The sequence below is a fragment of the Streptomyces sp. NPDC002623 genome, assembly GCF_053592635.1.
This window is the reverse complement of the sequence record NZ_JBSFWB010000012.1, coordinates 242,074-254,806: the sequence shown is the minus strand read 5'-3', so window position 1 is coordinate 254,806 and position 12,733 is coordinate 242,074. Positions and strand designations below refer to the sequence as shown.

General features: G+C 70.4%; 11 protein-coding genes. 4 read left to right on the top strand and 7 right to left on the bottom strand.

Going from position 1 to position 12,733, the window contains the following annotated elements; translation table 11 throughout:
* Positions 1-7 precede the first annotated feature (7 nt).
* Positions 8-2,083: a transketolase gene (tkt, locus tag ACWD4O_RS23610; protein WP_451282515.1), complete on the bottom strand. Its 2,076-nt coding sequence runs from the start codon at positions 2,081-2,083 to the stop codon at positions 8-10.
* A gap of 188 nt (positions 2,084-2,271) precedes the next feature.
* On the opposite strand from tkt, the gene ACWD4O_RS23605 reads away from it, so the two are divergent.
* Entirely contained in the window at positions 2,272-3,192 is a 921-nt protein-coding gene (locus ACWD4O_RS23605; protein ID WP_451282591.1) for a helix-turn-helix domain-containing protein, read from the top strand.
* 71 nt (positions 3,193-3,263) lie between these two features.
* Here ACWD4O_RS23605 and ACWD4O_RS23600 read toward each other — a convergent pair whose 3' ends face one another.
* Positions 3,264-4,175 carry an SDR family oxidoreductase gene (locus tag ACWD4O_RS23600; protein ID WP_451282513.1) on the bottom strand — a complete coding sequence of 304 codons (912 nt, stop codon included), beginning with the start codon at positions 4,173-4,175 and terminating at the stop codon, positions 3,264-3,266.
* Positions 4,176-4,385: 210 nt separating this feature from the next.
* On the opposite strand from ACWD4O_RS23600, the gene ACWD4O_RS23595 reads away from it, so the two are divergent.
* Complete coding sequence (locus ACWD4O_RS23595; RefSeq protein WP_451282512.1) at positions 4,386-5,303, top strand: LysR family transcriptional regulator; 918 nt, start codon at positions 4,386-4,388, stop codon at positions 5,301-5,303.
* A 147-nt stretch (positions 5,304-5,450) separates the two neighbouring features.
* Here the strand turns inward: ACWD4O_RS23595 and ACWD4O_RS23590 are convergent, their stop codons facing one another.
* From ACWD4O_RS23590 to ACWD4O_RS23570, 5 genes are all read right to left on the bottom strand, one after another.
* Positions 5,451-6,845: a glycoside hydrolase family 16 protein gene (locus ACWD4O_RS23590; protein WP_451282510.1), complete on the bottom strand. Its 1,395-nt coding sequence runs from the start codon at positions 6,843-6,845 to the stop codon at positions 5,451-5,453.
* A gap of 294 nt (positions 6,846-7,139) precedes the next feature.
* Positions 7,140-8,387 (bottom strand): L,D-transpeptidase, encoded by a 1,248-nt coding sequence (locus ACWD4O_RS23585; protein WP_451282508.1) that lies wholly within the window; start codon positions 8,385-8,387, stop codon positions 7,140-7,142.
* A gap of 396 nt (positions 8,388-8,783) precedes the next feature.
* A complete protein-coding gene (locus tag ACWD4O_RS23580) occupies positions 8,784-9,221 on the bottom strand; it encodes an N-acetyltransferase family protein (protein WP_451282506.1) in 438 nt (145 codons plus the stop codon).
* Between the two features lie 140 nt (positions 9,222-9,361).
* Complete coding sequence (locus ACWD4O_RS23575; RefSeq protein WP_451282590.1) at positions 9,362-10,141, bottom strand: IclR family transcriptional regulator; 780 nt, start codon at positions 10,139-10,141, stop codon at positions 9,362-9,364.
* A 138-nt stretch (positions 10,142-10,279) separates the two neighbouring features.
* Positions 10,280-10,741 (bottom strand): MarR family winged helix-turn-helix transcriptional regulator, encoded by a 462-nt coding sequence (locus tag ACWD4O_RS23570; RefSeq protein WP_450947938.1) that lies wholly within the window; start codon positions 10,739-10,741, stop codon positions 10,280-10,282.
* A gap of 185 nt (positions 10,742-10,926) precedes the next feature.
* Here ACWD4O_RS23570 and ACWD4O_RS23565 point away from each other — a divergent pair, with 185 nt between their 5' ends.
* Both ACWD4O_RS23565 and ACWD4O_RS23560 read left to right on the top strand, forming a co-directional pair.
* On the top strand, positions 10,927-11,844 hold the full coding sequence (locus ACWD4O_RS23565) for an SDR family NAD(P)-dependent oxidoreductase (protein ID WP_451282504.1): 918 nt from the start codon (positions 10,927-10,929) through the stop codon (positions 11,842-11,844).
* 11 nt (positions 11,845-11,855) lie between these two features.
* Positions 11,856-12,731: an amidohydrolase family protein gene (locus tag ACWD4O_RS23560; RefSeq protein WP_351912806.1), complete on the top strand. Its 876-nt coding sequence runs from the start codon at positions 11,856-11,858 to the stop codon at positions 12,729-12,731.
* Positions 12,732-12,733: the final 2 nt, after the last annotated feature.

Genomic DNA, 12,733 nt, shown 5'->3' with positions numbered 1-12,733 from the left:
GTTCGGATCAACCACGCGCTGCGGAAAGTGATTCCCGCGCCGCTGCGGCGACGTTCTCGGCGGTGAAGCCGTACTCGGCGAACAGGGTCTCGGCGTCGGCGGAGGCGCCGAAGTGCTCGAGGGAGACGATGCGTCCGGCGTCGCCGACGAAGCGGTGCCAGGTGAGACCGATGCCCGCCTCGACCGCGACCCGGGCCTTCACCGACGGCGGCAGCACGCTGTCGCGGTACTCGCGCGGCTGCTCCTCGAACCACTCCACGGACGGCATCGACACCACCCGCGCCCCGATCCCCTCGGCCTCCAGCGCCTCCCGCGCGGCGACGGCGAGCTGCACCTCGGAACCGGTTGCGATCAGGACGACGCCGGGCGTCTCGGTCGAGGAGTCCGCCAGGACGTAACCGCCCTTCGCCGCGTCCGGGTCGGGCGCGTAGGTCGGGACGCCCTGACGGGTGAGGGCCAGGCCGTGCGGGGCCGGATGCGTGGCATGCCGCTTCAGGATCTCGGCCCACGCGATCGCCGTCTCGTTGGCGTCGGCCGGGCGGACGATGTTCAGACCGGGGATGGCGCGCAACGAGGCCAGGTGCTCGACCGGCTGGTGCGTCGGGCCGTCCTCGCCCAAGCCGATGGAGTCGTGCGTCCACACGTACGTCACCGGCAGCTGCATGAGCGCCGCCATGCGCACGGCGTTGCGCATGTAGTCGGAGAAGACGAGGAACGTGCCGCCGTAGACACGGGTGTTGCCGTGCAGCGCGATGCCGTTCATCTCGGCGGCCATCGAGAACTCGCGGATGCCGAAGTGGATCGTGCGGCCGTACGGGTCCGCCTCCGGCAGCGGGTTGCCCTCGGGGAGGAAGGACGACGTCTTGTCGATGGTGGTGTTGTTCGACCCGGCCAGGTCGGCGGAGCCGCCCCACAGCTCCGGGACGACCGAGCCCAGCGCCTGAAGCACCTTGCCGGACGCGGCACGGGTCGCGACGGACTTGCCGGGCTCGAACACCGGCACCGCTTCCTCCCAGCCGTCGGGGAGTTGACCTGCGACGACCCGGTCGAACAGCTTCGCGCGCTCCGGCTGGGCGCCGCGCCACTCGGCGACCTGCTTGTCCCAGGCGGCATGCGCCTCGGCGCCCCGGTCGAGGGCGGCCCGGGTGTGGGCGAGGACGGCGTCCGGGACCTCGAAGGCCTGCTCCGGGTCGAAGCCGAGGACGTGTTTGGTGGCCGCGATCTCCTCGGCGCCGAGCGCCGAGCCGTGCGAGGCCTCGGTGTTCTGGGCGTTCGGGGCGGGCCAGGCGATGATCGTGCGCAACGCGATGATCGAGGGACGTCCGGTCTCGGCCTGCGCGGCCGTCAGGGCGGTGTGGAGCGCGTGGACGTCGACGTCGCCGTCCCCGGTCGGCTCGACGCGCTGGGTGTGCCAGCCGTAGGCCTCGTAACGCTTCAGCACGTCCTCGGAGAACGCGGTCGCGGTGTCGCCCTCGATGGAGATGTGGTTGTCGTCGTAGACGAAGACGAGGTTGCCGAGCCTCTGGTGCCCGGCCATCGAGGACGCCTCCGCGGAGACGCCCTCCTCCAGGTCGCCGTCGGAGACGATCGCCCAGATCGTGTGGTCGAAGGGCGACTCGCCCTGCGGCGCGTCCGGGTCGAACAGACCGCGCTCGTAGCGGGCGGCCATGGCCATGCCGACGGCGTTGGCGACGCCCTGACCGAGCGGTCCGGTTGTCGTCTCGACGCCCGCGGTGTGCCCGTACTCGGGGTGGCCGGGCGTCTTCGAGCCGTGCGTCCGGAAGCTCTTCAGGTCCGCCAGCTCCAGCTCGTAGCCGGCCAGGAAGAGTTGGGTGTACAGCGTCAGCGAGGTGTGGCCGGGGGACAGGACGAAGCGGTCGCGACCGGTCCACTCCGGATCCGCCGGATCGTGCCGCATCACCTTCTGAAAGATCGTGTACGCGACCGGGGCCAGGCTCATCGCGGTTCCGGGATGGCCGTTGCCCACCTGCTGCACGGCGTCCGCCGCCAGCAGGCGGGCGGTGTCGACGGCACGCCGGTCGATGTCGGTCCACTCGAAACGGTGCGGTGTCTGCGTGCTCATCTTCAAGAAGTCCTCGATGGAAGCGGTTCAGCTGCCTTTACGCGTTCAAAAGTAAAAGTCTGACTTTTACGGGGGAAGGTCTTCCTGTGTCAGCCTGTGGTGAAAGTGGGACACCCGCAGGTGACAGATGAGCGGCACGGAGCCATACCGAGCGATACCGGGCGGCGACGGTGCAGCAAAAGAGGGACATCGTGGACACAACTACCCAAGGCGGAGCCGGTGAGGGCATCAGAACCCTGCCCTTCCCCGTCGAGCACAGCGTCGGCGGAGTCGGCATGCAGGTGGGCCTCATGGAGCCCCTGGGCGCGGGCGGCGCCGGCCGCACCTGGCCCACCGACGCCCCGCTGGACCGTGTCCATCGCATCGACTTCCACGTGGTGATGCTCTTCGACGACGGCCCCGTCCGCCACATGATCGACTTTGCGGAGCATCGGGCGACGGCCGGCGACCTGCTGTGGATCCGCCCGGGCCAGGTCCACCGCTTCTCGAGGTCGAGCCGGTACCGCGGAACGGTCCTGACCATGCAGCCCGGCTTCCTGCCGCGCGCCACCGTCGAGGCCACCGGCCTGTACCGCTACGACCTGCCGCCGCTGCTGCACCCGGACGAGGCTCAGCTCGCCGGTCTGCGCGCGTCTCTGACGTACCTGCAGCGGGAGTACGACGACGGCGGCGCCGACGGCACCCTGCCCGTGAGCCTGCACACGGCGGTGCTGCGGCACTCCCTGACCGCGTTCCTGCTACGGCTGGCGCACCTCGCGGCGAGCAGCGAGGAGGCGTCGCGGCGCGAGGCGGGAACCGCTTTCACGCTGTTCCGGGACGCCGTGGAGGAGGACTTCGCGACCAACCACAGCGTCAGCGCCTACGCCGACGCCCTCGGTTACTCCCGCCGCACCCTGGTGCGCGCGGTCCGCGCCGCCACCGGCGAGACGCCCAAGGGTTTCATCGACAAGCGGGTCGTCCTGGAGGCGAAGCGACTCCTGGCCCACACGGATCTGCCGATCGGCCGGGTCGGGGCGGCGGTGGGCTTCCCCGACGCGGCGAACTTCTCCAAGTTCTTCCAACTGCACACGGGACACACCCCGGTGGCCTTCCGCGCGGAACTGCGCTGAGGCGGACCGGGGTGTGCCGGTGCGGCTGCTGCTGCCGCGGTGGCTGCGGCTGCTTTGTGGCTGATGCGGGGTCAGGCCTGGGCGCCTGCCCGGTCGAAGTAGTGCCCCTCCGCCAGGTCCGCGAGGAGCGTGGGATGTTCGGGCCGCCAGTCCAGCAGCTTGCGGGTCCCGGCGCTGGACGCGGGGATGTCACGGCCGACGAGAGCGCCGAGCCAGCCGAAGTGGGCGGGTGCCTCGGCGGCCGGGATCGCGGTGACCGGCAGATCCAGGCGACGGCCGATGACCGTGGCGATCTCGCGGAACGGCACGCCCTCGTCGTCGACGCCGTGCAGCCGGGTGCCCGCCGGGGCCGACTCCAGGGCCAGCCGGTACAGCCGGGCCGCGTCGAGCCGGTGCACGGCGGGCCAGCGGTTGGCGCCGTCGCCGACGTACGCCGAGACGCCCCGCTCCCGGGCGAGATCGATCAACCGCGGGACGAAACCGTGGTCGCCGACGCCATGCACCGAGGGCGCGAGACGCACCGCCGACACCCGGACGTCCCGGGCGGCGAAGGCGAGGGCCGCCGCCTCGGTGGGCGTCCTCGCCGCCGCGGGTGAGTCGGCGGCGAAACCGTCTTCCTCGGTGCCCACCCGGCCCGGCGGCAGGCCCGCGGTGCCCGAGGTGACGACGAAGGGCCGGCCGGAGCCCGCGAGCGACTCGCCCAGCATCTCGACGGCCCGCCGCTCGGTGCGGGCGGAGGCCTCGAAGTCGGTGAAGTCGTGCTGGAAGGCCAGATGGATGACGCCGTCGGCGTCGGCCGCACCGCTGACCAGCCCGTCGAGGTCGGCGAAGTCACCGCGGTGCACCTCGGCCCCGGCGGCGGCGAGAAGCGCCGCGCCCGCGTCCGACCGGGCGACGCCCAGGACCTGGTGCCCGGCGCCGATGAGCTCCTGAACGACGGCGGAACCGATGAACCCGGTCGCGCCGGTGATGAAAACGCGCACAGCGCACTCCTTGAGCTGTTTCGGTAAGTGGTTTCCCGGGGGTGCCCGGGGTTTCCCGGATCGCCCCAGGGGCTGCCTCCATCGTCCGGAGGGGGCAGGGGCCGGGTCCAAGGCCTGTTTCGCATCTCGCAATACGTTTCAGGCATCACCACAGGTCCAGGCATCCGGCAGGCCGTCCGCCCGTTACTGAAGGCGGTTACCCTTGCCTTCATGGCCGACCTCGATCTGCGCCTGGTGCGGTACTTCACCGTCGTCGCCGAGCACGGGCACTTCGGCCGCGCGGCCCAAGCCCTGCACATCACGCAACCGTCCCTCAGCCGCCAGGTGCGCCGTCTGGAACAGCAGTTGGGCGCATGCCTGCTGGACCGCACCCCGCGCGGCACCCGGCTCACCGAGGCGGGGGAAGTCTTCCTGCCCCGCGCCAGGGCGCTGCTGCGCTCGGCCGCCGAGGCCGCCGCCCAGACCCGCGCAGCCGCCGAGCCCAGCCGGCTCACCGTCGGCTACAGCACGGCCACCATCGTCACCCTGGCCGTCCGCGAACTACGGCGCCTGCACCCGGACGCCGACGTCCGCACGCTGCACCTGGACCGGCACGAGCCACGCCAGGCCCTGCTGGAGCACCGGGTGGACGCCGTCGTCACCCGGCTCCCGTTCCCGACGGACGGACTGCGGGTAAGCGTTCTCTACGACGAAGCCCGTGTGCTGGTCGTCCCGCTCGACCATCGCCTGGCCGGCAAGGAGTCCGTCACCGTCGACGACCTCGCCGGCGAGCCCATGCCGCGGATGCGGGGCTCCGACCCCGCCTGGGCCGCCTTCTGGCGCCTGGAACCGCGTCCCGACGGCCTCCCGGTACCGGACGGGCCGTACGTGGACGAGGTCGAGGACAAGTTCGAACTCGTCGCGGCAGGACAGACGGTGGCCGTCTCGGCAGCCGCCCCGGGATTCGTCCTCCGGCCCGACCTGACCAGCGTGCCCCTCGCAGGCGTAGCGCCGAGCCAGGTCGTCCTGGCGACCCGCGCGGACGACCGAAGCCGTCTCGTAACCGCTTTCCGCAAGGTCGCCCGGACTCACCTCACCGGCACCGCGCCACCCCCTGCACAGCAGCAGCGCGGCGACGCCGGCGGTTGACGTGTACGTGGGGGTCAACCGCCCGGCGCCGCCAGGGGAATTGCCGGGTGCCCGGTAGCCGAGTCGTTGAGTGGCTGAGTAACTCAGTAACTCGGTGGCTCGGTAACTCGGTGGTTCGGTAACTCGGTGGTTCGGTGGCTCGGTGGTTCAGTGGCCGAAGGTGAACCAGTTGACGTTCACGAAGTCGGCCGACTGGCCGCTGGTGAAGGTCAGATAGACGTCATGGGTGCCGGTGACGGAGCTGATGTTCGCCGGGATCGTCCGCCAGGTCTGCCAGCCACCGGTGTTGGCCACCGAGAAGCTGCCGATGGGTGTGCTGGTACGGCTGTCGAGGCGTACCTCGACCAGTCCGCTGACCCCGCCGGCCGCACCGCTGGCGACCCGTGCGCTGAACTGGGTCGCGGCCGTGGAGCCGAAGTTGACGCCCTGGTACAGCGCCCAGTCGCCGTTGGCGAGGGAGCCGATGTCCTGGCCGCCGCCGGTGTCCGTGGTGGTCTCGGTGGCCGTGCCCGACTGGCTGTTGTACGACTCGGCCTGGATCGTGCTGTACGCGTCACGGCTGCCGGTCGGCGGAGGCGTTGTGGTACCGGTTCCACTGCCCGCGGCCTGGAGCACCTGTACGTAGTCCACCACCATCGGGTGTCCCGGCACGGTGGCGCTGTCCAGCCCGCCGCCGAAGGCGTCCGGGAACGCGCCGCCCATCGCCACGTTCAGGATGATGAAGTAACCGTGGTTCGTCGCGTTGGTCCAGGTGGTCGCGTCGACCTGGTTGGCGGTGACCGTGTGGAAGTTGACCCCGTCCACATACCAGCGGATCGTCTCGGGGGTCACCGAGCGGTCCCACTCCATCGTGTAGGTGTGGAAGCCGGACTGACAGGTCGTGTTGGGACACGCGACGGAGTTCCCGATGCCGGTCGTCTCGTTGCACGGGCCGCCCGGGTTGGTGCCGCAGTGCATCGTCGCCCACACCTTGTTCAGGCCCTGGACGTTCTCCATGATGTCCAACTCGCCGACACCCGGCCAGTTCTGGTAGTTGCCCCGGTACGGCGCGCCGAGCGCCCAGAACGCGGGCCAGTAGCCCTCGGCGGCGGTTCCGGTCACGTTCGGCATCTGCAGGCGGGACTCGATGCGCAGCTTGCCGCCGGCGGGGGGCTGGAAGTCGGTGCGGTTGGTCTCGATGCGGCCCGAGGTCCAGTTGCCGGCGGAGTCGCGCAACGGGGTGATGCGCAGGTTGCCGTTGCCGTCGAGCGAGACGTTGCTGGTGCTGTTGGTCATCGTCTCGACCTCGCCGGTACCCCAGTTGGCGGGCCCGCCCGGGTACGAAGTCCCCGTGCTGTACTGCCAGTTGGAGGTGCTGACGCCGGTGCCGGCGGCACCGGTGAAGTCGTCGAGGAAGACCTGCGTCCAGCCGGTCGGGGGCGTGGGCGCGGAGGCGTTCGCGGGCAGGGTGACGACCGCCGCGGCGGCGGCCGCCAGGCCTAGCGTGCTGAGTACGGCGATGAGCGCGCGTCGCCTTCTGGGTATGCCGGAGGTTGCACTCATGGGGGGTGCCTCTCGGGTACGGAGTGATGGGCGCGGGTGCCTTCGACAGCGTTTGAGAGCGCTCTCAAAGTGGGCCCAATGTGCTCTCCGTCCCGAGAGGCGTCAAGAGTTAAAGCGAAGAAAGTCCTTTCGGTGCACGGAAGTTCACGGCGTGAACCACGCAAACGGGCTGAACCGTGTAGTCGGACCGAACCGCGCAAACGAACCGAACCGTGAGGGGGCCGAACCGCGACGGGGCCGAACCGTGAGGGGGCCAGGCCGTGAGGGGTCAGGCGGTGAGGGGGGTCGAAGGGATTAGAGCGCGCTGCCGGCCTTCCAGTCCGCCCAGGACAGGTTCCAGCCATTGAGACCGTTGGCCGGGTCGACGGTCTTCTCGCCCGAGTTCTTCACGATCACCACGTCGCCGAGCATCGAGCTCTCGTAGAACTTGTAGCCGGGCACGGAACTGTCGCTCGCGCCCTTGGCGTCGTGCAGGCCGATGCAGCCGTGGCTGGTGTTCTGGCTGCCGAACACCGAGGTCGAGGCCCAGTAGTTGCCGTGGACGAAGGTGCCGGAGGTGGTCAGCCGCTGGGCGTGCGGGACGTCGGAGATGTCGTACTCGTCGCCGAGGCCGACCGTGGAGGACTCCATCCGGGTCTGCTTGAACCGCTCGCTGATCACCATGATCCCGGACCAGGTGGTGTGGTCGGAGTCGCCGCCGGAGACGGGATAGGTGGCCAGCGTCGCGCCGTCCCGCTTGACCACCATCTCCTTGCTCGACAGATCCACCGTGCTGATCTGCGCGCGGCCGATGTGGAAGGTGACGTCCTTCGACTGCATACCGTAGACACCATCCGATCCCTCGATGTCCTTCAACCGCAGACCGAGGGTGATCTTCGTTCCGGCCGCCCAGTACGTCTGAGGCCGGAAGTCGAGCCGGGTGTCGCTGAACCAGTGCCCGACGACGTCCACGGCCGGCTCGGCGGTCACCGTGATCGCCTTCTGCACGGCGGCCTTGTCCGACACGGCGTGCGAGAAGTTGATCGAGACCGGCATGCCGACGCCGGAGGTGGAGTTCGCCTCGGGGGTGAAGTAGCCGACGAAGGTCTCACCGGGGGACTTGGTGGTGAAGGTGGCCGTCTGCGCGGCGGCGCCCTCTGCCTGCGCGGTGACCGTGTACTTGGTGCCGGAGTACGGATTGGTCGTCGACGTCCACTTGGTCCCGGCCGCGTCCAGGGAGCCGGCCAGCGTCGAGCCGTCGTTGCCCGTCACCTTCACGGCGGCGAGCGTGCCGCCGGTCACGGTGACCTCGACGGGGCTGGTGAAGGCGGCCTTCGTGGTTCCGTCCGCGGGGGTGACCGAGATCACCGGCTGCGGGGCGGCCGCCGAGGCCTTCGTCGACGCCGAGGCCGACGTCCCCGTCGTGTTCTCCGAGGCGTCCGCCGACCCGGAACACCCGGTCAGCGCGACGGCCGGCACCGCGCCGAGCACGGCCAGGATCCCGCGCCGGGACCACCCCTGCGACTGCTGCTCGGACCGGTTCGATATGTGCGAGACGCCCACGGCACGCCTTCCTGAGTTGTCCACCTCTGCGCGTGCATCCTGCGCCTCCTAGATGGGGCGATCCTTTGAATCCGCCGGTCGCCGTCTGAGATTCCTGTGAGGACGGCCTGAGAGGCGCTTTCGCCCGCGGTACCGGGGACGCGCCGGACGCGCGCCGGACGCGCGCCGGACGCGCGCCGGACGCGCGCCGGGGGCGCGTCCGAGCAGCGTGAGCGGGGCCCGCCTGATGCGCCGTCCCGGGCGCGCCACGGTCGTCGGAGCCGACGGCATGCGGTGGACTCCAGCGGCATGCGGTCGACTCCGACGTGAGTCCCACGCGACTCCTCTTGCGACTTCCTGCCGCGGCTCCTTCTGCGATTCCTGCTGCGGCTCCTGCCGTGGCTCCTGCCGTGACTCTTACGTGAGCGGGTAGTCGTAGCGGATGAAGCCGTTGAAGTTCGCGACCCTGTCGTACAGGGCGCGGGCGGTGGCGTTGTGCTCCTGGGTGTTCCAGTACAGGCGGGCGGCACCTCGCTCGCGCGCCGCGTCGGCCACCCGCTCGATCAGCGCCCGTGCCACACCCTGGCCGCGCGCGGCCTCGTCGACGTAGAGGTCCTGGAGGTAGCAGCTGTCCGCCATCCAGCCCGAGGGGTGGAACAGGTAGTGCGCTATGCCCACCAGCCTCCCGTCAGCCCGGGCGCCGACGGTGTGCACCTCTGCGCCGTCCAGCAGGCGCCGCCACATCTCCTTGTAGCCCTCGTCGGGCACCTCTGTGCGGTAGAACCTCTTGTAGCCGCGCGCCAGCACTTCCCAGGCGGCGCGGTCCTCCGGAACCAGCGAACCGATCTCGATCATGGTTGGGCATTCTCGCCGGGCGATCCCGAGACCACCAACCTGTTTCGTACTCGCAGACCACGCCGGCACCCAACACCCAACACCCAACACCTGGCACCCCAACACCTGGCACCCAACACCCCGGTTCACGGCCCCGGGACTCACTCCCGTCTGCCCTCAGGCTGCCAGCCCAGCGCCCGCGAGATCCCGCGGGCCGCGAGGCGTACGGCGGGTGCCAGCATCGGGACCTGCGCGTCGGCGTGCGGCACGACGACCGACACGGCGGCGACCACCGCACCGCCCGGACCGCGCACCGGAGCGGCCACCGACAGGGCGTCCTCCGTGACCTGACGACTGCTCACCGCGACGCCGGTGCGCCGTACTTCGGCCAGCACCCGGCGCAACCGCCCCGGATCGGTGATGGTGTGCGCGGTGTAGGACGCCAACGTCCCTGCGCAGTAGGTCTCTTGGAGCTCGGAGCTGCCGTGTGCCAGCAGCGCGAGTCCGACGCCGGTGACGTGCAGGGGCCAGCGGGCGCCCACCCGGATGTGCACACCGACCGCCGAACGCCCCGAAAGCCACTCGGTGTAGACGACCTCGGATCCGTCCCGCACCGCCAACTGCACGTTCTCGTGCGTGGCTTCGTACAGGTCCTCCAAGTACGGCAGCGCGACCTGCCGCAACGCCAGGCCGCGCGGGGCGAGCGCCGCGACCTCCCACAGCCGCAGCCCCACGTGGTACGCCCCGGACGGGTCCCGCTCCAGAGCGCCCCACTCGGTCAGCGCGGCCACCAGCCGGTGTGCGGTGGAGAGCGTCAGCCCGGCGCGGCGGCTGATGTCGGTCAGGGACAGCGCGGGATGCGTGTGGTCGAAGGCGGCGAGCACGGCGAGCAGCCGGTCCGGCGCGGAGCGGGAGTGCCCGCCGAGTGCGCCCTGGCCCATCGCGCCCATCTCGCCGATCTCGCCGACCTCGCCGATGTCGTCCGTCTGGTCCGTCTCGCTCATCTGGCCCGCCTGATCCATCTGATCCATCTGGCTCATCCGGCCCGTCTGACCCATCAGGTGGTCCTCCTCACGGCATCAGGCGAGTCCGTCCTCGGCGATCCGCAGCAGCAGTCTGTGCAGTGTCTCGCGTTCGGCCGGGTCCAGTGGGTCCAGTAGTTCGTTCGTCACGCGCAGGCCGGCCTCGTCGGTGCCGCGCAGGAAGGCACGGCCGTCCTCGGTGAGGGCGACGATGCGGCTGCGACGGTCGTCCGGGGCCGGGCGTCGCTCGGCGAAGCCCAGCTTCTCCAGGTCGTCCACCAGGCCGACGATGGCGCTGGGGTCATAGCCCAGCCGTGCGCTCAGTTCGCGCTGGAGGGCGCGTTCGGAGGTGGCGAGGAAGCGCAGCACCGCGTAGTGGCGCAGCCGCAGCCCCGACTCCTGGAGGAACGTGTTGAAGACCTGCCCCGAGCGCAGCCCCAGGCGGTAGAGCAGGTACCCCGTGTCCGCGTGCAGCGCGCGCATCCACGGCTCGTCCGCGTCGATCGGGGCGGCGTTCACGGCGTTGTCCTGGCGGGCGATGGCAGGCTCCCTGGGCTCGGCCCCTTCCGGGGGTGGATCTCGGGGTGGTTCTTCGTACAGATTCCAGCATGGCGCACCCGTAGGTGGACAACAACTATTGACGACAACAATTATTGCTCTTAGCTTCGATCTCGAAGTCGCACCCCATGTGAAGGGACACCGTCGTGCCCAGCATCGATCTCTCCGGCAAGGTCGCCGTCGTCACCGGCAGCGGCCGGGGCCTCGGCCTCGCCTACGCTCAGGCCCTGGCCGCCCGCGGCGCGTCCGTGGTCGTCAACGACGTCGACGAGGCCGTCGCCGAGCAGGCCGTGAAGTCCATCGTCGAGGCCGGCGGCAAGGCGGTCGCCGAGGTGGTTCCGGTCGGCACCGCCGAGGCCGCGGACCGGCTGGTGAGCCGCGCCGTGGAGGAGTTCGGCCGGCTCGACGTCCTGGTCACCAACGCGGGCATCCTGCGCGACAAGGTGCTGTGGAAGATGACCGACGACGACTTCGACGCGGTGATCGCCACCCACCTCAAGGGCACCTTCACCTGCGCCCGCGCCGCCGCCGTACGGATGCGCGAGCAGGGCGAGGGCGGCACGCTGATCCTCGTCGGCTCCCCGGCCGGTCAGCGCGGCAACTTCGGTCAGACGAACTACGCCGCCGCCAAGGCCGGAATCGCCGCGTTCGCCCGCACCTGGTCGATGGAACTGGGCCGCGCCGGCATCACCGTGAACGCGATCGTCCCGGTCGCCGCGACCGCGATGACCGAGACCATCCCGGCGTTCGCGCCGTACGTCGAGGCGCTGAAGAACGGCGAGCCGTTCCCGGACTTCCTGCGCAAGGGCGAGGGCTTCGGCACCCCCGAGGACTGCGCCGCGCTCGTGCCCTTCCTGGCCTCCGAGGCCGCCCGGGGCATCACCGGCCAGGCCATCGGCATCGGCGGCGACAAGGTGGCACTCTGGTCGCATCCGCAGGAGATCCGCGCGGCCTACGCCGACGGCGGCTGGACCCCCGAGAGCCTGGCCGACGTCTTCCCCACCTCGGTCGGCGCCGAACTCCAGACGGTCGGCATCCCGGCCCCCAAGTTCCCGGAGGCGTGATGAGTCCCTCCATGAACGTCGACGAACTGGTCGCGATCGACGTCCACACCCACGCGGAGGTGTCCTCCAAGGGGCATTCCTCGCTGGATGACGATCTGCACGACGCGTCCTCCGCCTATTTCAAGGTCGAGGGCAAGCGGAAGCCGACGATCGAGGAGACGGCGGCCTACTACCGGGAGCGGAAGATGGCCGCCGTGATCTTCACGGTGGACGCCGAGTCCGCGACCGGCACGGCCCCCGTCCCGAACGAGGAGGTCGCGGAGGCGGCGGCCGCCAACGCGGACGTCCTCATCCCCTTCGCCTCCATCGACCCCTTCCGTGGGAAGGCCGGCGTGCGCCAGGCGCGGCGCCTGGTCGAGGAGTACGGGGTGAAGGGCTTCAAGTTCCACCCCAGCATCCAGGGCTTCTTCCCCAACGACCGCTCGGTCGCGTACGACCTGTACGAGGTGATCGAGGAAACCGGTTCCATCGCCCTTTTCCACACCGGTCAGACGGGCATCGGCGCCGGTGTCCCGGGCGGCGGCGGGATCCGGCTCAAGTACTCCAATCCGCTGCACGTGGACGACGTGGCGGCCGACTTCCCGCATCTCAAGATCATCCTGGCGCACCCGTCCTTCCCCTGGCAGGACGAGGCCCTCGCCGTCGCCACGCACAAGCCGGGCGTGCACATCGACCTGTCCGGCTGGTCGCCGAAGTACTTCCCGCCGCAGCTCGTGCAGTACGCCAACACACTGCTCAAGGACAAGGTCCTCTTCGGCTCCGACTTCCCCGTCCTCACCCCCGACCGCTGGCTCGCCGACTTCGACAAGCTGACGATCAAGGACGACGTGAAGCCGAAGATCCTCAAGGAGAACGCCGCCCGGCTGCTCGGGCTGACCACACCGTAAGG